The 23,212-nt window shown below is 36.2% G+C and carries 20 protein-coding genes; 9 read left to right on the forward strand and 11 right to left on the reverse strand.

The window, feature by feature from the left end:
- The first annotated feature begins 439 nt into the window (after nucleotides 1-439).
- The 3 genes from H6W52_RS19550 (at nucleotide 440) to H6W52_RS19560 (ending at nucleotide 4,352) form a co-directional block, all read left to right on the forward strand.
- Complete coding sequence (locus H6W52_RS19550) at nucleotides 440-1,453, forward strand: NAD-dependent epimerase/dehydratase family protein (protein WP_116099908.1); 1,014 nt, start codon at nucleotides 440-442, stop codon at nucleotides 1,451-1,453.
- Nucleotides 1,450-3,219 carry an AMP-dependent synthetase/ligase gene (locus tag H6W52_RS19555; protein WP_116099909.1) on the forward strand — a complete coding sequence of 590 codons (1,770 nt, stop codon included), beginning with the start codon at nucleotides 1,450-1,452 and terminating at the stop codon, nucleotides 3,217-3,219. The genes H6W52_RS19550 and H6W52_RS19555 overlap by 4 nt, the downstream gene beginning before the upstream one ends.
- A 77-nt stretch (nucleotides 3,220-3,296) precedes the next feature.
- Nucleotides 3,297-4,352, forward strand: a complete 1,056-nt coding sequence (locus tag H6W52_RS19560; protein ID WP_116099910.1) for a diphosphomevalonate/mevalonate 3,5-bisphosphate decarboxylase family protein — start codon at nucleotides 3,297-3,299, stop codon at nucleotides 4,350-4,352.
- 54 nt (nucleotides 4,353-4,406) lie between these two features.
- Here the strand turns inward: H6W52_RS19560 and H6W52_RS19565 are convergent, their stop codons facing one another.
- Nucleotides 4,407-5,252 carry a prephenate dehydrogenase gene (locus H6W52_RS19565; protein WP_116099911.1) on the reverse strand — a complete coding sequence of 282 codons (846 nt, stop codon included), beginning with the start codon at nucleotides 5,250-5,252 and terminating at the stop codon, nucleotides 4,407-4,409.
- 1,160 nt (nucleotides 5,253-6,412) lie between these two features.
- Here H6W52_RS19565 and H6W52_RS19570 point away from each other — a divergent pair.
- The gene (locus H6W52_RS19570) at nucleotides 6,413-6,964 is read left to right on the forward strand and encodes a DNA-3-methyladenine glycosylase I (RefSeq protein ID WP_116099912.1); all 552 of its coding nucleotides are present in this window, start codon (nucleotides 6,413-6,415) and stop codon (nucleotides 6,962-6,964) included.
- Between the two features lie 200 nt (nucleotides 6,965-7,164).
- Here the strand turns inward: H6W52_RS19570 and H6W52_RS19575 are convergent, their stop codons facing one another.
- Complete coding sequence (locus H6W52_RS19575) at nucleotides 7,165-7,674, reverse strand: hypothetical protein (RefSeq protein ID WP_116099913.1); 510 nt, start codon at nucleotides 7,672-7,674, stop codon at nucleotides 7,165-7,167.
- 116 nt (nucleotides 7,675-7,790) lie between these two features.
- Nucleotides 7,791-8,201 carry a glyoxalase gene (locus H6W52_RS19580; RefSeq protein ID WP_116099914.1) on the reverse strand — a complete coding sequence of 137 codons (411 nt, stop codon included), beginning with the start codon at nucleotides 8,199-8,201 and terminating at the stop codon, nucleotides 7,791-7,793.
- A 457-nt stretch (nucleotides 8,202-8,658) separates the two neighbouring features.
- Between H6W52_RS19580 and prfB the strand changes: the two genes are divergently transcribed.
- On the forward strand, nucleotides 8,659-9,771 hold the full coding sequence (prfB, locus tag H6W52_RS19585) for a peptide chain release factor 2 (RefSeq protein WP_087709536.1): 1,113 nt from the start codon (nucleotides 8,659-8,661) through the stop codon (nucleotides 9,769-9,771).
- 84 nt (nucleotides 9,772-9,855) lie between these two features.
- Nucleotides 9,856-10,563 carry a DedA family protein gene (locus H6W52_RS19590; protein WP_116099915.1) on the forward strand — a complete coding sequence of 236 codons (708 nt, stop codon included), beginning with the start codon at nucleotides 9,856-9,858 and terminating at the stop codon, nucleotides 10,561-10,563.
- Between the two features lie 135 nt (nucleotides 10,564-10,698).
- Here H6W52_RS19590 and H6W52_RS19595 read toward each other — a convergent pair whose 3' ends face one another.
- Nucleotides 10,699-11,571: an alpha/beta hydrolase gene (locus H6W52_RS19595; RefSeq protein WP_116099916.1), complete on the reverse strand. Its 873-nt coding sequence runs from the start codon at nucleotides 11,569-11,571 to the stop codon at nucleotides 10,699-10,701.
- Between the two features lie 62 nt (nucleotides 11,572-11,633).
- A complete protein-coding gene (locus H6W52_RS19600) occupies nucleotides 11,634-12,071 on the reverse strand; it encodes a hypothetical protein (RefSeq protein ID WP_116099917.1) in 438 nt (145 codons plus the stop codon).
- 244 nt (nucleotides 12,072-12,315) lie between these two features.
- Here H6W52_RS19600 and H6W52_RS19605 point away from each other — a divergent pair, with 244 nt between their 5' ends.
- A complete protein-coding gene (locus H6W52_RS19605) occupies nucleotides 12,316-13,215 on the forward strand; it encodes a DUF808 domain-containing protein (RefSeq protein WP_116099918.1) in 900 nt (299 codons plus the stop codon).
- A 77-nt stretch (nucleotides 13,216-13,292) separates the two neighbouring features.
- On the opposite strand, the gene H6W52_RS19610 is transcribed toward H6W52_RS19605, so the two are convergent.
- The 6 genes from H6W52_RS19610 to proS all read right to left on the reverse strand — a co-directional run bounded on the left by H6W52_RS19610 (nucleotide 13,293) and on the right by proS (nucleotide 20,428).
- Nucleotides 13,293-13,643 (reverse strand): prevent-host-death protein, encoded by a 351-nt coding sequence (locus tag H6W52_RS19610; protein WP_087709544.1) that lies wholly within the window; start codon nucleotides 13,641-13,643, stop codon nucleotides 13,293-13,295.
- A gap of 98 nt (nucleotides 13,644-13,741) precedes the next feature.
- Entirely contained in the window at nucleotides 13,742-14,860 is a 1,119-nt protein-coding gene (dnaJ, locus tag H6W52_RS19615; protein WP_116099919.1) for a molecular chaperone DnaJ, read from the reverse strand.
- Nucleotides 14,861-14,934: 74 nt separating this feature from the next.
- The gene (locus H6W52_RS19620) at nucleotides 14,935-15,471 is read right to left on the reverse strand and encodes a nucleotide exchange factor GrpE (RefSeq protein ID WP_116099920.1); all 537 of its coding nucleotides are present in this window, start codon (nucleotides 15,469-15,471) and stop codon (nucleotides 14,935-14,937) included.
- 605 nt (nucleotides 15,472-16,076) lie between these two features.
- Nucleotides 16,077-17,411: an Nramp family divalent metal transporter gene (locus tag H6W52_RS19625; protein WP_116099921.1), complete on the reverse strand. Its 1,335-nt coding sequence runs from the start codon at nucleotides 17,409-17,411 to the stop codon at nucleotides 16,077-16,079.
- Between the two features lie 107 nt (nucleotides 17,412-17,518).
- A complete protein-coding gene (locus H6W52_RS19630) occupies nucleotides 17,519-18,826 on the reverse strand; it encodes an OmpA family protein (protein WP_116099922.1) in 1,308 nt (435 codons plus the stop codon).
- A 126-nt stretch (nucleotides 18,827-18,952) separates the two neighbouring features.
- Nucleotides 18,953-20,428, reverse strand: coding sequence for a proline--tRNA ligase (gene proS / locus H6W52_RS19635; protein WP_087709552.1), 1,476 nt, complete (start codon nucleotides 20,426-20,428; stop codon nucleotides 18,953-18,955).
- A gap of 144 nt (nucleotides 20,429-20,572) precedes the next feature.
- On the opposite strand from proS, the gene H6W52_RS19640 reads away from it, so the two are divergent.
- Nucleotides 20,573-21,661, forward strand: a complete 1,089-nt coding sequence (locus tag H6W52_RS19640; protein WP_185216905.1) for a prolyl-tRNA synthetase — start codon at nucleotides 20,573-20,575, stop codon at nucleotides 21,659-21,661.
- A 30-nt stretch (nucleotides 21,662-21,691) separates the two neighbouring features.
- Nucleotides 21,692-23,095 (forward strand): OmpP1/FadL family transporter, encoded by a 1,404-nt coding sequence (locus H6W52_RS19645; protein WP_185144450.1) that lies wholly within the window; start codon nucleotides 21,692-21,694, stop codon nucleotides 23,093-23,095.
- The last annotated feature ends 117 nt before the right edge of the window (nucleotides 23,096-23,212 follow it).

A 23,212-nucleotide genomic window follows, 5' to 3' on the forward strand; every position in this document is an offset into this window, starting at 1 on the left:
TTCCCGAACTGGATAAATGCATAGATGGCAAGGAAAACTAAATATAATTCAATATTTTAGCGTCGAGTTCACGTTATATTAAATTGCCGCAAATAAAAACAAAAGATTTTTTACTTATTGAAAGTGTGTAATCTAAACAAAGGCACTTCGTTTATTTAAAAAACACAAAAATGGTATTACTTTAATAAGTTTTACGCCTTTGTATATCTTAAAAAATGAATTCCTGATAATTGAATCTCTTTGTTTTACCTTGCGTTTAAGAAGACTTATCCCGAACTCAGGTTGATTTAATGACCATCTTATCTATTGCTCAAAACAGAGACACAAAACTTTTGCTGTTTTTATCCATTTAAAAAACAGAAATCTCCCTTAAAAATCGCAAATTTGCATAACGTAGAATATTATCATAATTTAGTAAGCAATCAAGTAAAAAAAATTGATGGTTTTTGTAACGGGAGCAACCGGAATTTTAGGCAGAGTAATCGTTTTGGAACTTCTGAAAAAGGGAAAAAACGTTCGTGCAGCAAAAAGACCGACGAGCAATTTAAACGAAGTAAGGCATTCCTATACATTTTATACGGAAAATCCCGATGATTTCTTCAATAGAATTGAATGGGTTGATGTAGATTTTAATGATATATATTCTCTTCAGGAAGCTTTGAAAGACGTGGACGAAGTATATCACTGCGCTGCCAAAGTAAGCTTTCATCCTCATGATGAAAAAGAAATGTACCGTACCAATATAAAAGGTACAGAAAATCTCCTGTACGCCTGCGAAGGCTCCGGTGTGAAGAAATTTCTTCACGTAAGCTCAATTGCTGTCCTTGATAATTTCAACGAAAAAGGAGAACTGGACGAGGATTCCGATTTCAATCCTAAACTGGATCATTCTGCATATGCACTTTCCAAACACCTTTCCGAAATGGAAGTGTGGAGAGCTTCAGCAGAAGGTTTAAACGTTGTTATTGTAAATCCCGGAATCATCATCGGAAGCGGAAACTGGGGAAACAGCAGCGGAGATGTTTTTCCTACCTTCGAAAAAAACAGCTTTACATTTTCTGGCGGATCTAGTTATGTAGATGTAAGAGATGTTGCAGAAATTTCCATAGAATTAATGGAAAAAAACATTTTTGGAGAACGTTTTATTGTAATTGCAGAAAACAGAAGGTACGCAGAATTAGGAAAACAGATCAGATCTAAATTAAATTTAAAAGAAGCTAAAATTCTTTCAGACTTTCAGCTCAATATCGGAGTTTTGGCAAATACATTATTCGGCTGGTTTATTCCCGCTTTAAGAATGGCGACAAGATCCAATGTGAAATCAATTTCAGAAATGAACACCGTTTCCAACGAAAAAATAAAAAGCAGATTGAATTATCAGTTTATTCCTCTTTCGGAAAGTATTGATTTTCATTTAAATAATTATATCAACGATAAAAAGATAAAGCAATGAATCTTGCAGAGGCAATTATCTTAAAAAATACAGAAAAGCATCCCATAAAATCTGCTATCGGATTTAAAAAGAAAGATGCAGGCTGGAAAGAACTGAGCTGGAAAAAATTTGGCGAAATTGTGCATAAAACAGCCAATGCGCTTAAAAATGCAGGAATTCAGGAAAATGATAAAGTAGCCATTTATTCGGATAATTCTTCCGAATGGATGATTTTTGATCTCGCAGTATTAGCAATCGGAGCCATCACGGTTCCAATCTATTCCACCAATAATGCAGAACAGGCAGAATACATCATCAACGATTCGGAAGCGAAGGCAATTTTAGTGGGAGATCAGGCTCAGTACGATGCGTGTCTGGAAATTTTGAAGAAAGAAAGTACAGGTCTGCAAACCATTATCATTTCTAAAAAAGCAGTCTGGATCAAAAAAGAATTCAGCAGTTTTTATCTGGAGGATTTTATCGCCAAAAGTTCTCCCAAATTAGAATTCTGCAAGAAAGAATATGAAGATATTGCCACGCTTATCTACACTTCCGGAACTACAGGAACACCGAAAGGAGTCATACTTACGCACGGAAATTTCATAAAAGCCTTTGATGCGCATTTTGAATTTTTTAAATTTAAAAACTTTGAAGAAGAGCTTTCTCTGGCATTTTTACCTTTAACCCACGTTTTCGAAAGAAGCTGGAGTTTATTATGTCTTTACGGAGGCGCAAGAGTGTATTTCCTCGAAGATCCGAAAAACATTGCCAATGCTTTGGAAGAGGTAAAACCGACCATGATGTGCGCGGTGCCGAGATTTTTCCAGAAAGTGTACGCCGGAGTGTTGGAAAAAGCAGAAGAAGGTTCATCGCTGAAGAAAAAAATATTTAACTGGGCATTGGAAACCGGTTCGCAGACCGCAGAATTAAGAAGAAGAGAACAGCCGGTTCCGTTTGGATTAAAAATAAAAGAAAATATTGCCGAATCTTTAGTTTTTAGTAAAATTAAAGAAAAAATGGGCGGAAGATTATGGTTTCTGCCTTGTGGCGGAGCTTCACTATCTCCGGAAGTGACGAAGTTTTTTGAATCGGTTGGAATTCATGTGACGGTTGGCTATGGTTTAACCGAAACTACGGCAACTTTAACCGCTTTTCCTTTGACGAATTTTGAACACGGAAGCTGCGGAAAACCTCTTCCGGGCGTGGAAATCCGAATCGGGGAGAACGATGAAATTCAGGCAAAAGGAAACGGAATCATGAAGGGATATTACAAAAAGCCTGAAGAAACGCAGAAAGTTTTCACGGAAGACGGCTGGTTTAAAACCGGAGATGCAGGAACCATCGACAGCAAAGGAAATCTTACCATTACAGACCGATTGAAAGATCTCATGAAGACTTCCAACGGAAAATATATCGCGCCGCAGCAGATTGAAAATATTTTAACCAACAACAATTTCATTCAGCAGATTGTTCTGATTGCGGAAGGAAGACAGTTTGTTTCCGCGTTGGTTGTTCCGAACTTTGAATTTTTAAAAGAATATCTCAAAAAAAATAATATTCCTTTCACCCATTGGGAGGAAATTGTAAAAAACGAAAAGATACACGATTTTTACAAAGATAAAATTAAAGAACTGCAAAGCCATTTATCCGATTACGAAAAAGTGAAAAAATTCACTTTGATGCCTTCGGAATTTGATATCAATACAGGAGAAATTACTCCGACATTGAAGGTAAAAAGAAATGTAGTGCTTAAAAAATATGCAGATCTTATTGAGAAGATGTATTAAATTTTTAAGGCTAAGTTGAAGATGGAGCTGTAATAACTGTACATTAAGCCAGATCTCAACTTGTAAAAATTGAAATTATGACAACACAGGAATTTTTAGGAAAAAAAGATTTTACAATAAACAATCAGACGGTTTCGGAAAGCTGTCCTTCCAATATTGCCTTAATTAAATATTGGGGGAAATACGACAATCAGATTCCCGCCAATCCAAGTATCAGTTTTACATTAAATCATTGCAGAACCAATACTTCGATGGAGTTTTCTGCCAATGAACCTTTTTCTGTGCAGACTTATCTTGCCGGAAATGAAGAAGTGAAGTTTGCCGAAAAAATTGAAAAATATTTCAGAAATATCGAACAGTATCTTCCATGGATTTTACAGGGGAAATACATCATCAGAACCGAAAATACTTTTCCTCACAGCTCAGGAATTGCAAGTTCTGCTTCCGGTTTCGGAGCGATAGCTAAATGTTTAATGAATCTGGATGAAACATTCTCGGGAAAAACTTCGGATGAAGAATCGTTGAGAAAAGCCTCTTTTTTAGCAAGATTAGGAAGCGGAAGCGCGTGCCGAAGTCTTTACAACGGATTGGTTGTGTGGGGCGAATCTCAGGTAAAAGGAAGTTCAGATCTTTTTGCAGTACAATACCCGAACGAAGAAATCCATGAAATTTTTAAAGATTTTAACGACTGGGTTTTACTCATTCATGAAGGTCAGAAAAGCGTTTCTTCCACTGTTGGTCATGGTTTGATGAATACCAATTCTTACGCAGACAGAAGATTTCAGGAAGCAAGGGAAAACTTTGGTCCGATGAAGGAAATGTTAGCCAACGGAGATTTGCAGCGTTTTATTAAACTGGTAGAACACGAAGCATTAACACTTCATGCCATGATGATGATGAGTGATCCTGCATTTATTTTAATGAAAACAGGCACTTTGGAAGTCATCAACAAAATCTGGGATTTCAGAAAAGAAACCGGTTTGCCGCTGTTCTTCACATTAGATGCAGGAGCCAACGTTCATCTTCTCTTCCCGAACGACGGCTCAGAAGAAAAAATAAAATCTTTCATCGAAAACGAACTCTTGCAGCATACGCAGAATAACGGAGTGGTAAAAGATGTGATGAAGTTTTAAAAGTAATTTAAAATATCAGGGTTAAAGACATATTTAAAATCTTTAACCCTATTTTTATTTCTCCAAAATTCCCCTGATTTTATTCGCATTCGAAATTAGCTCTTCCAGATATTCGAAATTCTCTTTTTCTAGGGCGGCTTTAAACTTTCTTAGCTGGGCAATATGCTCATTAAGAACATCCAGAACATTTTCTTTATTTTGTCTGAAAATAGGAACCCACATTTCTGGATGAGACTTTGCCAGACGAACAGTGCTGGAAAAACCGGAACTTGCCAGTTGAAAAATAGTTTCTTCTTCTTTCTCCTTTTCTAAAACCGTATTGGCCAAAGCGTAAGAAGTAATGTGAGAAATATGCGAAATATAAGCGGTGTGAACATCATGATCTTCCGCATTCATGTAAATCAGATGCATATCAAGACTTTCGACAATTTTTTCAACCAATTCTAAAGCATCTTTCGCAGATTCTTCTTTATCGCAGATAACACCTGCTTTTCCGGAGAAACTTTCTGAAACTGCCGATTTCGGACCGTTGTTTTCCGTTCCCCACATCGGATGGAAAGCCACAAATCTGGCTCTTTTCGGATGGTTTTTTACCGCATTTACAATTCCTGCTTTGGTAGATCCTGCATCCATCACTGTCTGATTTTCCGAAATCAGGTCTAAAATATTCGGAAGTAATTTTCTCGCGGCATCTACAGGAATGGCAAGAATCACCAGATCAGAGTTTTTAATTCCGTATTCCAGATCTACTTTTGCATCAATTATTTTGAGTTCTAATGCTTCATTAAGATGGTCATTGCTGTTATCAATACCGTAGATGAAATCGGCAATTCCCTTTTGTTTTAATTTTAAAGCCATTGAGCCACCGATTAATCCTACACCAATAATACTTATTTTCATCGTTTAAATTTTAAAATAAAAAACCCCGCCCAAGGACGAGGTTTTGTTTTATCTATATGAAATCCTTATCCCAGATCTGAGTTAAAAATTCCGTAATAATATGTTCCGTTGTTTGTAATCACGAGACAAAGGTAAATAATTTTTTTTAATCAGGATTAAAAAGTGAATTGTGAATTTCGCTTCGCGAGTCAAGTTTTTTACAGGTCAATTAACTTCGTTTTCAATTCGCTTTGCTGTCAATTTATTTCATTGTGAGTTTAAGAATTAACCATTGCTTGTACAGCAAATTCACTATTCAAATCATTAAGGATTGCTGATAATCAATGTTGACGGAATATCCGATAACCAGATACTTTTCGTATCGATGAGGTTTTTCCAGCTTTTGCTGCTGATGAGCAAAAAGTGCATATTTGTTTTATTAATAAGGAAAGTAATCGAAGTATAAAGAAAAATATATTGTTTAGATAATATCCTGACATAAAAAATAATACAATCAGAACACTTCCAAATCGGTTCATTGGTTCAAGGATGTTGAAAAGTTATATTTTACATCGTATTTAACACTAAAGTATACCATTATAAATCATTACAACAATATTTTTCAATTATTTTGAGGAGAGAAGTATCAATGTCGTTGCGAAATCTTTCAATGCTAAAATCAAAGATTACAACCTTGAAGTGTAAAATTATCTATCAGTTTATATTTATGTGGTTGTAAATCAATTATTTGCTTTGGTGTGTAAAGAAGATTTGAAGTTTTCTTTGACCAAAATTTATATCTTATGTTTTTTTCTTATTTAATCTAAAATAAATATACACTTTAATCCCTCATCTTTAGAGGTTTTTATGTTTTTAATGAACTGTTTGGAAGATTATTAATACTGTGTATTATTTTTAATTTAGTATTTACATGAAACGGTGTATTGTTTAGTATAAATTTTACTTTTTATACCATCTTTAAATCAGTGTTGAGTAATTTTACTGCAGTATTAAGCATTTTTATTATACCGTTAAAAATTTTTGTTGCACTGTGGAACATTTTTATCGCAGTATGGAAGATTAAGATTTGTGTTCGAAAATAAATTTTTACCGCTCCTGCCATACAGTTGTCATTATCGACGCTTATATTTGCACCTAACTATCCATAAAAAATAATAACAATGAGTTATTGCGCAGCAATTGAAGGAATGCAGCCAGAAAGCAGGAGAGAACTGCACAAAAAATATCATGATAAGCATTACGGTTTTCCGATTCATGATGATAATGAGCTGTTCGGGAGACTGGTGATGGAAATCAATCAGGCAGGACTGAGTTGGGAAACCATTCTGAAGAAAGAAGAAGGATTCAGAAAAGCGTATGATGATTTTGATATTCAAAAAGTGGCTTCTTACGGTGAATCTGACCGGGAAAGACTGCTGAACGATCCTGGAATCATCAGAAATAAGCTGAAGGTAAATGCTACCATAGAAAATGCAAAAACCATTGTAGAACTGCAGAAAGAATTCGGTTCTTTTGAAAAATGGCTGGAACATCATCATCCCAAAACATTACCGGAATGGATGAAACTTTTTAAAAAGACCTTTAAATTTACAGGCGGAGAAATCGTGAATGAATTCCTGATGAGCATCGGTTATCTCAAAGGTTCCCACGCAGAAAGCTGTCCCATGTATGATGAGGTTTTAAAACATGATCCGATGTGGAATAATGTTTAATTGACATTTGAAGAGGTATATAATAGTCCTGAAAATTAATTAAAAGGATGTTGCATAAAAAAGCGGACTCAAAAGTGCCATTCTGAACATACACTGAAGGTTTCAAAATCTTAAATAATTGATTTTAGAAATTCTTTGCTGCTCCCGAAATGATAAAAGTCAAATTGTTTTCACTTTTGAGACCACTTCTTTAGGATATTTTATCGAAGACTTCTTACAGTAACGTCTGGTTTTTCGCCTTGGGGTACGATGAAAATGGCATCATCGTTTATGGTATCTCCGGAATCAAAGTAATAACTTCCAATTACAGGAAGAATACTGTTCACAAATTTTCCGGATTTGTCATAAGCAGAGTAGGTTACATTAATGATCTGGGCTTTCATCTTCAGTTCAATTTTTTTTGATGTAAGCTTGGCTCCGGTTGCATTAATGCAGTTGAGCTCTACGATTGCAGTATTGTTTACAATCTGAGGATAGGAAGAAAGCCTGATGTTATAGGATTTATCCGAAGTGTTTTTTACAGATGCGGCAACTTTATAGCGATCAAAAGATTTTCCTCCGTTTTGTATTGTTTCTTTATTCAGAATATTAAAGGTTACGCTCATTCCATTGAGGTCAATGGTTTGTCCGTCCGTTATTTTCTGCGCTTTGGCAGTACTACAGAAAGAGAGAATTACGAGAAGTAAACATAAAAAGGTTGATTTTTTCATGAATTGATATTTTGGTGTTTGTAGTACTAAATTTACGAAATCTGTTAGAATAATTTTCTATATTTCAAAGTATTGTATTAAAATTTTTCTTAAGATCAGGAAAAGACTTTTCCTTTTTATACAACATCAATCTGACTTTTGATTCTTTCTGAAAGCATGGTGATGATCCTTTTATTAAAAGATTTGCTGTCCGAAAGATAAACCGTTATTTCTTCCGGAGTGAGCATTCCGATTGTTATTCCGATGAAGGTGTTTTTCAGGGCAATATCTTTTTGCAGGCTTTGTTCGGTGAAATTTATTTTCTGCTCATTTTTCAGAGAAGTGAAGTCAGATATTTTTCTCACCGCATAATCTTTGAATATCTGGATGAAAATATCATTTTGTAATTTTAAAACAGGACGAAGCACATTATTCTGAAATAATTCTGTTTCACTGCTGTTTTCAAATGTCGGAAGGGAAAGGTTTTCCCGAAGGTCTTTTTTGGTGGGCATATTTATTTCTTTAGCGAAACGCAATTTAATAATCATTTTTGAAAAAACTTAGTTTGTTCAACATCCCAAGAATGTTTAATGTGAAATTGTTTAAACTTTTAATCTAAAGAATTTCTCAATGCTTGTCTCGGGATAAAATAGGGATCATTATTTTCCAGTAATACCTCATGGGCTTCTCCTTCTAAATTATCAATTATGAAGAATATAAAAATACAAACAATATTTCTCATCCGTATGAATAGCATAAACAATTACTTTCTCAAAAAAGCTCAAACCATTAAAAATAGTTTGCGTATTAACAAAGTACCTTTTTACATAACTAAAAGATTTTAAATCTTAGTAGACCTATGTGTTTAAATTTGAAATTAACTAAGAATACAAATATATAAACTGAAAGTATATTTCAACAAGAATCTGTACTAATTCGTGAAATCTGCGGGACAAAAATTTGCACTCATAATTTTATCCGTATTTTTGCAAAAAATAAACAATCGTGATTAACAGCGACCAGATAAAAGAAATTCAGTCAAGAATTGATGATTTACATAAATATCTTCAGATCGATAAAAAGAAGATAGAAATTTCTAATGATGATGAAAAAACAGCAGCTCCTGAGTTTTGGGACAATCCAAAAGAAGCCGAAGGATTTCTGAAACAGCTTCGTTCCAAAAAGAAGTGGGTGGAAGCGTATGACGAAATCAATACCCAGTTTGAAGATTTACAGGTTTTGGCAGAATTTGCCAAAGAAGATCCGGATTCTGAGAAAGAACTGGACGAAACTTTTCCTCAACTGGTTGAAAAAATCGAAGACCTTGAGTTCAAAAATATGCTTTCCAATGAAGGGGACGAACTTTCTGCGGTTTTACAGATCACTGCAGGAGCAGGAGGAACAGAAAGCTGCGACTGGGCTTCGATGTTGATGAGAATGTACACTATGTGGTCGGAAAAACAGGGCTATAAGATCCGTGAACTGAACTTTCAGGAAGGGGATGTTGCCGGAGTAAAGACCGTAACGCTTGAAATTGAAGGAGAATTTGCATTCGGATATTTAAGAGGAGAAAACGGGGTTCACCGTCTTGTAAGAATTTCGCCTTTCGATTCCAATGCGAAGCGTCATACGAGTTTCGTTTCGGTGTATGTGTATCCTTTGGTGGATGATACGATTGAAATCAACATCAATCCTGCCGATATTTCATTCGAAACGATGAGATCTTCCGGAGCAGGAGGTCAGAACGTAAATAAGGTAGAAACGGCGGTTCGTCTTCGTCACGCACCTACAGGAATCATCATTGAAAACTCAGAATCGCGTTCCCAGCTTCAGAACAAAGAAAAGGCAATGCAGTTGCTTCGTTCGCGATTATACGAAATGGAATTGGAAGAGCGTATGAAAGCCCGTAACGAGATCGAAGCCAATAAAATGAAGATCGAGTGGGGAAGCCAGATCCGAAACTACGTTATGCACCCCTATAAACTGGTAAAAGATGTGCGTTCCGGATACGAAACTTCGGATGTAGATTCTGTGATGAACGGAAACATCACTCCGTTCCTGAAAGCTTTCCTGATGGCGGATGGAACGGCGGTTTCAGACGATGATATGGAATTGTAACACGATGTTTAAATTTCGTTAAAATCTTATAATAAATTTCCGATTGACGTTTATTAATCCTATTTTTGCTACTTATCAAAATGTATGGAAGATTTCAATAGCTGGAAAGATTTATTAAACCCTGAGTTTTATATCAAGCTTGGAGGATTTTGGCTCATTCTGTTTATCATTTTCGCCGAAACTGGTCTTTTTGTAGGATTTTTTTTACCGGGCGATTCATTGCTTTTCGTTTCGGGGATTTATTCAATTGATATCATCAGAGAGACTTTCGGCTCCACAGGGAGCGATTTTTTCGATACATTTATTTTAGCGGCTTCTGTAGCTTTAGCGGCAATTGTTGGAAATGAAGTAGGCTATTATTTCGGAAGAAAAACAGGTTCTGCTCTGTATAAAAAGCAGGATACATGGTTGTTTAAAAAGAAATACCTTTATCAGGCGCACGATTTTTTTGAGAAAAACGGAGCTTTGGCAATTATCATGGCAAGATTTTTACCGGTGGTAAGAACATTTACTCCGATTGTTGCAGGAATCGTAAAGATGGATAAAAAGGCGTTCTTAAGAGATAATATTATCGGGGCGGTTCTCTGGTCGTTTTTATTGATTTTTGCAGGACATTATCTGGATAAATTATTCATCGATCAGTTCGGAATTGATCTTAAGAAAAAATTGGAACTGATTATCATTGTGATTGTTCTGATAACAACAGTACCGGTTATTATCAAATTTTTATTCGGAAATAAACAGGATTTTTCCAAGTATGAAAATCATAATTTTGATGAAGACGAAAAATAAAAAAGTACTTTTAAAATAGATCTAACCCGTTCGTTTGAGCGGGTTATTTTTTGCGATATATTTAAAATTGATCCTTCTTGGCAAATAGAGAAGCGTGAAAAGCCAACCTCATAATCCAAATTCTGATTTCAGAAACTAATCTTTAATCCATTCTAAGATATTGGGATAAATAATGCTGTCTCTTTTCTTTCTGCTAAAAAATCTAGGCACATGACCTGTATTTTCCATAAAAATAAACTTATGAGGGACATTTTGAGCCGTTAAAGCAGAATCTAAAGCAATACCTTGTTTCGGGCTGACTAAGAAATCCTGGTTTCCCTGAAAATGAAGGGTCGGAACATTCGAAATATGGGCAATCGGACTGGCTTTTTTAAATTCTTCCGATAAATTTTTTCGCAGAAATTTCGTTCCCACCACTTTTTGGATGGTTGGTGAAGAATATTTGGAGTAAAATGAATTGAGATATTCCGGAGAATAAAAATCTGTCGGTCCGCTTAAGGAGATGATTTTTTTAATTTTATCAGGATTTTGATAGCCATACAGCAAAGCAAGATGACCTCCCGCACTTTCTCCCAAAAGGATATAATTGTTGGGTTGAAGCTCTGCTTTCTGCGCCAGTTCGTTGAATTTGGCAATCACCGAGTTGATGTCTTCAAGCTGTTCCCGGTACGTGATTTTTTTTGATTTAGAAACCAGCCGGTAATTCATATTAATACTCGGAATATTATTTTTAAAAAGCATTTTCTGAATCTGGATCATGTGTTCTTTTTTGCCCAAAGTCCATGCTCCGCCATGAATTAATAAAACAACCGGAGAATTTTCAGGATAATCTGAAGGAAGAAAAATGTCTGCTTTCTGCCTTTTATGTTCGCCATATTTCAGATTGTAAATTTTCTGTTCGTTATTCGTTCCCACCCAGACTTTAAATTTTCTCGTATTGCATGAAGTCAGAATAAAGCCAATTAACCCTAAAACAAAGAAATGATAACGAAGAATCAGCTTTTTCATAGAATAAATGTACAGAAAATTAAAATTTAAAAATTAATAATGGCAGAAATTTTTATTTTTTGTTATGAGTTCCATTCCATATATCCGAAAAGAAAATGGTTGTTTTCACACAATAAAGTTTTTCCTCCCGAAGCAAATAAACTTTCTCCCCAAGACCATGTTTCGTAAATAACTTCTTCGGGAGAATATTCTTTACGGCATATTTTACAAAAAATTGAATGAAAATCTTTAGGAATCATTACTTTAATTGAAAAAGATTGTACATATTGATTTTTTTCTGCAAAATCAATATCTGTTTTTGCTTCCGAAAGTAATTTCCGTAAACGGTTGATACTTTGATATTCAATATGTCTTGGAGCATCATGAGGTAATTTTTTGCCATACTTATGATAGATTACCATTTCGTCATCATAGACTTCTATCAGCTTTTCTATTTCAATTTTTATTTTTGAAACAATTTCATTGCTGTTGTTTTTTACATCGAAGGTATAATATATCATTGTAATATTTTGATTTTAAAGGCTGAATTAGAATTCGCCTTGTAAGTTTCATGGTTTTTTTTTGATGATTATCACGAATATACAAATTATGAGGAATACAATTTGATATACAGATTTTAAAATAATTAATCTTGATTAACTAAGCGATAAATAAGTTTAAATAAAGCTCGGTCAGTCATGTGAAAAACCGAATTAAATAATTATTTTTGCCCTTTAACAAACATTAAAAAAATATTAAAATTTTATGGCATCTGGTTTTTTTGCGATCTTGGATGATATTGCTGCATTAATGGATGATGTGGCGGTTACAAGTAAAATAGCAACTCAGAAAACAGCTGGAATCTTAGGCGACGATCTTGCTGTAAACGCTGAAAAAGCGACTGGTTTTCTTTCGTCCAGAGAACTTCCTGTACTTTGGGCAATCACAAAAGGATCATTCATTAATAAGCTCATCATTCTTCCGATTGTTTTCGTACTGAACTGGCTGTATCCACCTGCGATTAATTATGTTTTAATTTTAGGAGGTTTATATCTTGCTTTTGAAGGCGTGGAAAAGATTATAGAGTTTCTGTTTCACAGGGATAAAAAAGGGCATGAAGTCGTAGAAGAAGTGGAGGAGAAGAATACCAATTCTGAAGAAACGGAAAAGGCAAAGATTAAGTCTGCAATTACTACAGATTTTATTCTGTCTATTGAAATTGTAATTATTGCTTTGGGAACAGTGCTGGAAGAAAGCCATCCCTTTATTACTCAGATTCTGGTAACCTCATTGGTGGCTTTTATTGCAACAGTAGGTGTTTACGGAATTGTAGCTTTAATTGTAAGAATGGATGATGCAGGCTTTAAACTGATCAGAAAGAGTAATGATAAAGGGGTTATCGGGAAATTAGGACATCTTCTTGTAAAAGCTTTACCAATAGTTATTAAAGCTTTAGGAGTGATCGGAACGATTGCCCTGATTATGGTTGCAGGCGGAATTTTTGCTCACCGAATAGAATATTTCCATCATATTCTACCGTCATGGTCTTCAGATAAAATGCTTACGGTTATTAAAGAATTGATTCTGGGACTTGGAGGAGGATTGCTTGCCGTGGCTGTTTTCACCATTGGAAAAGCTTTGTTTTCTTTAGTAAAACGCGCATAGAAAATTGATCAATAATAGTAAAAATTCGCGGCTTCTACGAAGCCGCGAATTTTTTATTTCGAAGATAATTTAATTACCTAGTTCAGATCATAATTCATGATCACCAGTCGCAGGATAAAATGTACATAATCCTGATCTGCATTTTTTCTGTTGATCAGATGATTTTTATACTCATAGGATTTTAATACGGAAAGAAGTTGTCTGTAAGTCTCCAGATCGTCGTTTTTGATCTTTACCCTCATATTTCCGTCTCTTCTTTCTACGAGTTTGTCATCCAGCGTTCTTACTTTAAATAAAACCTCGCATGATTTTTTAGCAGGTCCGAAATATCTCTCAACAATATTAATTTTGAATGCATCAAAAGTAATTGTATTGAAAATAAGATTCGCCGTAGATTCTGGTGTATGGAGTTGAAGCTTGTAGTTCATGAGAAATTTTTACAATAAGTACAATATGTACAGGTTTTTTAATTTAAAGTAGTTTAAAATTCAAAAAAGAGACTTTAAAAAAGCCTCTATAAATATAGTTAATTAAAAAGATCTTTTACTTTATCAAAGAAAGTTTTTTCTTTACCGGATGGTTCTGCTACCATTTCTCCGCTGTTCATCTGCTTTTCAAAGAAATCTTTTTGATCTTTCGTAAGTTTTTGCGGAGTCCATACATTGATGTGGATAAACATATCACCTTTTCCGTAGCTGTCGATACTTGGAAGACCTTTCCCTGCTAATCTCAGAATTTTTCCGGATTGCGTTCCTGCATCCACCGTAATTTTCACTTTTCCGCCAACGGTAGGAACCTCTTTTTTCGTTCCCAAAGCCGCTTCAGCAAATGAAATATACAATTCCTGATGAAGATTATCTCCTTCTCTTTTAATGACTTTATCAATTTCCTCTTCGATAATCACCAGTAAATCTCCCGGAATACCTCCAAAAGGAGCATCATTACCTTTTCCTCTTACATTTAACTGAATACCGTCTCTTGCACCGGCTGGAATATTGATTGTTACTTCCTCTTCATCTTTAATCAATCCCTGAGCATTGGCTCCCGCAGGAATTTTATCTGCCACTTTTCCGATTCCCTGACACGTTCCGCAGGTTGTCTGGGTCTGCATCTGTCCGAACATCGTATTCATCACCTTAAGCTGCACACCGGAACCGTTACAGGTAGGGCAGGTTTTTGAAGTGGCACCTTCTGCCATCTTCATTTTCTTTACTTTAATGGTTTTCTGCGTTCCGTTCACCATTTCATCAAGATTCAGCTTAATTCTGATTCTTAAATTAGAACCTTTTACCTGTTGACGACCGCCGCCGCCACCGCCGAATCCTCCGAAACCGCCACCGAAAATATCTCCAAACTGGCTGAAAATATCTTCCATGTTCATTCCGCCATCGAAACCGCCTCCTCCGAAGCCTCCGTTTCCGCCCATTCCTGCGTGTCCGAACTGGTCGTATCGTGCACGTTTCTGTTCGTCGCTCAGAACTTCGTATGCTTCTGCTGCTTCTTTAAATTTTTCTTCGGCTTCTTTATCGCCCGGATTTTTATCAGGGTGATATTTTATGGCCATTTTACGGTATGCTTTCTTTATTTCGTCGGCTGATGCAGATTTGCTGATCTCAAGAACCTCGTAATAATCTCTTTTTGACATCTTTATATGAGTAATTAGTAATGAATAATGAGTAATATCAAAAATTGCTTATTACTCATCACTTATTGCTTATGTTAATTTCCTGTAACTACTTTTGCAAAACGGATCACTTTTTCTCCTAAAGTATATCCTGTTTCAATAACATCCACGATTTTTCCTTTCAAATCTTCCGACGGAGCAGGAATCTGAGTGATCGCTTCGTGGAAATCCACATTAAAGCTGTCTCCCGCTTTTACTTCCATTGATTTCAGTCCTTTTTCTGTCAGTTTATTTTTGAATTTGTTGTAAATTAATTCAACACCTTGCAGATCAGCAGGATTTCCGTTCTTCGCAATTTCTTTAATTGCTCTTTCAAAATCATCCAATACGCCAAGCATAGAAATCATCATATCCTGATTTGCATACTGGAAAAACTCCATTTTCTCTTTGCTCGTTCTTTTTTTATAATTTTCGAATTCTGCGTACAGCCTGATGTAACGATCCTTTTCTTCTGCCAAAAGTTCCTCTGCCGTAGGTTTTGCTGTCACATTTTCCTCAGTTGCCGCTTCGTTCTGAATATTCGTATCTTCTTGATTATTGATGCTTTCTTCGTTAATATCCTGATTTACCATAATTCAATCTTTATTTTCCTTTTTATTCACAAACATTCTGCCAAAGAAAAAAGCGTGACATTTCGTCAGATTTTGAGTTTTTTTGCAATTTAATACGGAGTGCAAGAAAATTCCCTTCTTTTTAGATTCGGCAAAATTTTGTAAAATTTTTTTTACATGATGGCTCTAGATATTACTTAAAACAAAGTTGTTTTTTTCTAGGAAGCTTTTTCCCGCTTTCCGCACTCGCTATTTTCTGTATTTTGGCTGCGGCAGCTTCGTTGCCGCAGCCAAAATACAGAAAATGAGCTCAGACAAAGCTCCAATCGGGGCTAAAGTTGAAGTCGTGTTTTAATTATTGGGAAATCTAAATCTGTTATTTGAAAAATTTAACATCATTACAAACATCAGATTTGAAAAAAATTAATAATTGTCCAAAATTTGTCATCATTGAAAAGCTTTGAGTTCTTTGCTAAGTAGAACGGCTTTGTGAACTTAAAAATATACATGAGTTCTTTAAAAAATTTTGAGGACTTTGCGTCAAAAAATAAGTACGATCATTAATGAAGTATGTACAAAAAAATTACGGTTACTTAATATAAAAAGAAAATAATTTTGGTACAGAACTATTTCCCGAAAAAAGTCTGATACAGAAGATAAAGATTCAAAATGATAATAATAAATGAAATAATCCAGACACAGATTTTCAGGAAAGGTTTGTTGACGAATTCGCCCATTTTACCTTTATCACTCGTAAACATAACAAGCGGAACCACTGCAAAACTCAACTGCATCGAAAGGATAACCTGACTTAAAACCAATAAATCCGTAGTTCCTTCTTCGCCATAAAGAATAGCCACAATAAGAGCGGGAATTACAGCAATTAGTCTCGTGATCAGTCTTCTCAACCATGGTTTTAATCTGATGTTAAGAAAACCTTCCATTACAATCTGTCCGGCAAGCGTTCCGGTAAGCGTAGAATTTTGTCCGGAAGCAAGCAAGGCAATCGCAAAAGCAATACTTGCCATTGAAGCTCCTAAAATTGGAGTCAGCATCTTATACGCATCATGGATATCAGCAACACCTTTATTTCCTGTAATATGGAAAGTTGCCGCTGCCAGAATAAGAATTGCAGCATTAATAAAAAATGCAAGCATTAAAGAAACCGTACTGTCTAAAGTTGCAAATTTGATAGCCTCTTTTTTACCTTCTCGTGTACGCTCGTAATCCCGTGTCTGCACAATGCTGCTGTGCAAGTACAGATTATGAGGCATCACGGTAGCTCCCAAAATCCCGATCGCAATGTAAAGCATGGCGGGATTCTGAATGATTTCCTTTTGAGGAATCAGACCACCTAAAAGTTCATTAATAGCGGGTTTAGAAATAACCAATTCATACACAAAACAGGCGAGAATAATAAAAATCAGTCCGCCGACAATACTTTCGATCCATCGGAAACCTTTCGACTGAAGGAGAAGAATGAAAAGAACATCAATAGTCGTAATGACAATTCCCCAGGTAAGAGGAATATGAAAAAGTAAGTTCAGTGCAATGGCAGAACCGATAACTTCTGCAAGATCGCACGCCGCAATGGCAATTTCACAGAATATCCAAAGAATAAAATTGGTTGCCGGACTAAAATGATCTCTGCAAGCCTGTGCCAAATCTCTTTCCGCAACCACTCCTAATTTCACAGACAGATGCTGCAAAACCATTGCAAAAATATTTGAAATTAAAATGACAGAAAGCAGAGTGTAGCCAAATTGTGCACCTCCTGCAATGTCTGTAGCCCAGTTTCCGGGATCCATATATCCTACGGCAACCATTAATCCGGGACCTGCAAACGCAAGATATTTTCTCCAGAAACTTGCATTTTTAGGAACTTTTACCGAAGAATATACTTCGGATAGTGAATGAGATGTTTTATCTTTTCGCCACGCGGCTTTTAATTTCAGATTCATAAATGTTAGAAATGACTAACAAATATAATTAAATAAATGAAAACGGAGAATATTAGAAAACAAAAAATCCCGAAAAATTTCCGGGATTCTGATTTATGTTTTAAATATTATTTTGTAAATCGTACAGACATTTTTCTGTCAACCGCTCTTTCTTCATTAGATGCAGATGCAGGTACTGTTGCAAACTCGCTTCCATATCCGTCTGCTCCCGTAACCTGTGGTCCGACTCCCTGTTTTTCCAGCCATGTCTTAATATAGTTGGCTCTGTCTGCAGAAAGCTTAAGGTTTTTAGCTTCGTCTCCGGTTTTATCTGTATAACCGCCAATTTTTATTTTAGCTTCAGGATACGCTTTTAAAATAGCCACTAAATTCTGAAGCTGTCCTTCAGATCCTGCTTCAAGTTCTGTAGCGCTTCCCAATTTAAAGTTTACATGATCAAAATTATACCATGTTTTCTTTAAATCAGCATCATCTTTAGCATTTTTATAACCTCCGGATTTTAAGAATGCAATCATATTGTCTTCCATTCCTCCTTTATATCCTTTTAAAGCAACACCGTTTAAGTCGATATTCTCATCAACTTTAGCACTTTCAGACTTCATTGAAGCTGTATCGGATGTTTTAGCATTTACGGTGTCTGTAACTACTTTACCCGAGTCTGTCATAGTAGTCGTTGTAGTCGTTTCTTTTTTCTCGCATTGTTTCCAGATGAAATAAGCTGCTGCTATTAAAAGCAATAATGGAAGCAGCCATTTCCAGATAGATCCGCCTTCGTCATTATTATTTCTTTCCGGAAAAGTTCCGTTAGGCGCTGTACTTCTTGTTACCTCAATTTTCGGCTCTTCGGAAACCGGATTTTTAATAGTATCCTTATCATTGTCGAATTTGTATCCTTTAGCCCAGTCCCAATCTCCCATATTTAAAGATGCCAGAGAAAGTCCTGCTGGTAAAAGTGTTGAAATAATACCTTTCTGATCACTAAGTAAACTTGAGATTCCACTTCTGTCAAGATTATTGTCGGCAGCATATTTTCCTACAGAACCGATGGTTGCACCAGTCACCAGATTTAGTAATGAGCTTGACGAATTGTTGCTGATTCCTGCGTAGGTTGCAATTCCGTTTACAATTCCGCTTAACTTATCACCAAATATTAGTGATAAAAGACTGGAAATAATAGAATTGTTGGAAGAACCTCCCATCAGATTGTCCAAAATTCCATTGGAAGCAGCTCCTGAAATTGCATCTAAAACGGCAGGATTGTCTGAATTGTTTGCTAAACCTCCCACAACAGCAGGTAATAAACCTCCGATTGCTTTTGAAATAGCGGACTCGCTTTCCCCAAACTGTGATGCAGCCTGAGACACTAAAGCAGGACCTAATTGTCCTTTAATTAAATCAATAACATTTAAAGACATAATAAATTTATTTTAAAGATTAATGTTAAGATAAATTTAAACAAAAAATAGTCCAAATGTTGATTTTAAAAAAAATCTGCAAAAATTTCAGGAATTTTTGCAGATTTAATAATTTTATGTTAAGTTCTAATAAGCTTTTGCAAATAAAACTCTTCTTTTTGATGGTTTACCGGAAATTAACGAAATTCCTTCTTCAATATCATCATCCAGAGGAATACATCTTATCGTTGCCTTAGTTTCGTCCTTAATCTGCTCTTCTTCTTCGGCAGTTCCGTCCCAATGTGCATAAATGAATCCTCCTTTTTCTTCTAAAACCTTCTTGAATTCTTCATACGTATCCACTTTCGTGATGTTATTTTTTCTGAATTCAAATGCTTTATTGTAAATATCCTGCTGAATGGTTTTCAGTAATTCTTCAATATAAGAATCTAAACCATCAATAGAACGGACTTCTTTTGTTAAGTTATCTCTTCTGGCAATTTCCACAGATCTGTTTTCAAGATCTCTTGGTCCCATTGCAATTCTTACAGGAACACCTTTCAGTTCATATTCAGCGAATTTCCAGCCCGGTTTGTTCTGTGTATCATTATCAAATTTCACCGAAATTCCTTTAGCTTTAAGTTTTGCCTGAATATCTAAAGCCACTTCGCTGATTTGCGCCAACTGCTCTTCGCCTTTAAAGATCGGAACAATCACCACCTGAATCGGAGCCAGAGTAGGAGGAAGTACCAATCCGAAATCATCGGAGTGCGTCATAATCAAAGCGCCCATCAAACGCGTTGAAGTTCCCCATGATGTTGCCCATGCGTGTTCGATTTTACCTTCTTTATTCGTGAATTTTACGTCAAAAGCTTTCGCAAAATTCTGTCCTAAAAAGTGAGATGTTCCTGCCTGTAAAGCTTTTCCGTCCTGCATCAATGCTTCAATACAATAGGTTTCGTCTGCTCCTGCAAATCTTTCGGAAGGCGTTTTCAACCCCTGAATTACAGGAATTGCCATAAAGTTCTCTGCAAAATCTGCATATACTTTATTCATTTTTTCAGCTTCTTCAATGGCTTCATCTTTTGTAGCATGAGCAGTATGCCCTTCCTGCCATAAAAATTCTGCCGTTCTCAGGAAAAGACGTGTTCTCATTTCCCAACGGACAACATTCGCCCATTGGTTAATTAATATAGGTAGATCTCTGTAAGACTGAATCCAGTTTTTATAAGTATTCCAGATAATTGCTTCAGAAGTAGGACGTACGATAAGTTCTTCTTCCAGTTTAGCATCCGGATCTACAATAAGTTTTGAAGGATTGTCCGGATCTGTTTTCAATCTGTAATGGGTTACAACTGCACATTCTTTAGCAAAACCTTCTGCATTTTTTTCTTCAGCCTCAAATAAGCTTTTGGGCACAAAAAGCGGGAAATAAGCATTAACGTGACCTGTCTCTTTGAATTTTTTGTCCATTTCGTCACGCATTTTTTCCCAGATCGCATAGCCGTATGGTTTAATCACCATGCATCCTCGTACTCCTGAGTTTTCAGCTAAGTCGGCTTTTACCACCAACTCATTATACCATTTGCTGTAATCTTCGCTTCTTGAGGTTAATTTTGCCATTATTTTTTAAAATTTTTTTAACTTTTTTATGTTATTGTTATCTAAAAATAAAAATCTATTTTTGATAGATTTTTGTAACCGTTTTTTGGTACATTTTTAGTACAGATTGCAAATATAATTTAATTTAAAATTTTTTACGTTATCATGAAAAGAAATATACATAAAAATTTGCTCGGAATGTTAAAATCCAAAGGGATTCTGGCAATATCAGGCGGATTATTACTTGTGTCTTGCGGCGCTCAGATGGGTGGCTACAGCGAGACAGATGGCGTTTATTACGACCCGAATAAAGATACGCTACCTGAAGGCGTAATCATCAACGACAGAGGAAACAGAGTCGGAGAAGATTACAACTATTATCAGGATGATTCCAACGTGATTCAGAATGCTGAGGCCAATGCTAAAGAAGGAAGATACAGCGATTGGAATAACTATAACTGGAATACTACAGCTACAGATTCAGACTGGGGAAGCTACGCAGGAAGCCAGACCAACTATTACGACAATTCATGGGGATGGGGTTCTCCTTGGGGTTGGGGAGGATGGTATGGCGGCTACAATCCTTATTGGGGTTGGGGCGGCTACGGCGGCTGGAATCTTGGACTTTCCTGGGGATGGGGAGGCTCATGGGGATGGGGCTCCGGCTGGAATATGGGATGGGGATATTCTCCATACTGGGGCTACAATCCATATTGGGGTTGGGGCGGATACTATGGTAATCCTTATTGGGGCTACGGCGGATATTGGGGTGGCGGATATTACGCACCAATGTACAGAAGAAGTGGCTCTAACGGAAGAGGTTTCAATACTTATAACGGCGGATTTGCAAGCAAGTATGGCGTAAATTCCGGGGGATTCAGAAGAAGCAACAGCAGCGTGGGCGGATTCAGAGATTCAGGTTCAAATAATGGAGGATTCAGAAATTCTGGTAACGCAGGAGGTTTCAGACAAGGAAATACGAATGGAGGTTTCAGAAATCCAAACCAGAGCGGAACAAGACCTCAGGGAGGCTTTAGAAATCCAAATCAGAGCCAGCCTAGACAAAGCTACAATTACCCACAACAATCTCAGCCAAGATATAATGACGGAGGCTTCAGAAATAACGGAGGCTTTAATAATTCCAATAGCGGTGGCGGCTTCAGATCAGGAGGCGGTGGCTTTAGCGGAGGAAGCGGCGGCGGCGGATTCAGATCCGGCGGTGGCGGCGGAGGCGGTTTCCGTGGTGGCAGATAATTTTAAAAAGTAATAACTATTCAAAAAATAATGTTAAAAAAATCTTTAGCAATAATGAGCATTTCTGCTGCATTTTTTGCGCAGGCTCAAGATGTTTCTGTGATTAGAAATACGGTGGATGTTTATTCTAATGCTCCAAATATAGGTTCCGCTAAGTTTAATGCGATGGGAGGTTCCAATGGTGCTTTAGGAGGTGATGCGAATTCGCTGCTTACCAATCCTGCGGGGTTAGGGGTGGCAATTTCGGGGGAAATTTCCGGAACATTATCTATTACAAATAATAAGAATACTTCTACTTATGCAGGTTCTTCTTACGGATACAGCATCAATAAAGGTGATCTTGGAAACTTAGGAGCTGTAATGACGTTTCAGTTGTTAAGTGAAAGTGCATGGAAATTCATCAATATCGGGGTGAACTATTCTAACCAATCAATTGAGAATTATATTGAAACTCCGGGAAACAGTAATTTAGTATATGATTTTCCTGATGGAAAAAGTTCTTCATTTGGCAGACATGCTTATGACAGATACGGATATTTATCTAAAACAAGCATTGGAGTAGGAGCTAACTATAATAATAATTTGTATTTAGGAGCAGGATTAAATTTCTTTAATTCTTCAATAGATCAGTCGGATACAGCAATGTTTAATTCTCTGGCTGACGGAAGTTCTGAGTATTTCAGCAAACAGAATACTCCGTTCTATGAAAAAGGAAACGGTTTTTCAGCTTCATTAGGGGTAATTGGAAAACTAAGCCCGAATTTCAGATTGGGAGCCGCTTTAGAAACACCAACTTTCTGGGATATCGACAGAAGCTACAATTTTTACAATGATCCTATTTACGGAGATGATACTGCTATTGAAAACAGAAAACTAACGACTCCTTTAAAAGCGACAGTAAGTGCTGCGTTTATTGCGAGTAAAAGTTTTGCTTTGAACGTAGATTATACATTAGGTTTAACAAAGCCTAAATACAAAGTGTACGGAGACGCTGAAACTGAGCTGAACGACTTCTTTAAAGAAAATTACAAAAATTTATCTGAAGTAAAGATCGGTGCAGAGTACAGAGTTAAGCAATTCAGACTGAGAGGAGGGTATTCTTACGCTTCAAGTCCGTTTGATGCTTTAACGGTGAACAGATATTCCAACAGTGGAGGAGTGGATGAAAATCAATCTTATAGCAATCTTATTCTAAATGATAGAAATGCTTTATCTGTAGGTTTGGGATATGATTTCAAATCATTCTACATTGATGCTGCTTATCAGAACATTACCTCAAAATACACCAATCCGTTCTTGTACGGTAATGTAGACAGTAATTACGAAGCAGGATATTATTCGCCAAGCCGTTTAATTTCGAGTGATGCCTTTGCGGTGTCGGATGTTAAAAACGTCAGAAATAATTTCTTTATTACACTTGGATGGAAATTCTAATCTGAGTAATAAAACTTAAATAAAAAGCTCCGAACGTAAATGAGGTCACTGAAAAACCTTTCATTTTACGACAGCCTATTTATTTAGGATGAAAAATAAGAGCTTATTACAAGATTT

The sequence above is a fragment of the Chryseobacterium sp. C2(2020) genome, assembly GCF_014218915.1.
GTDB classification, from domain to species: domain Bacteria; phylum Bacteroidota; class Bacteroidia; order Flavobacteriales; family Weeksellaceae; genus Chryseobacterium; species Chryseobacterium mucoviscidosis.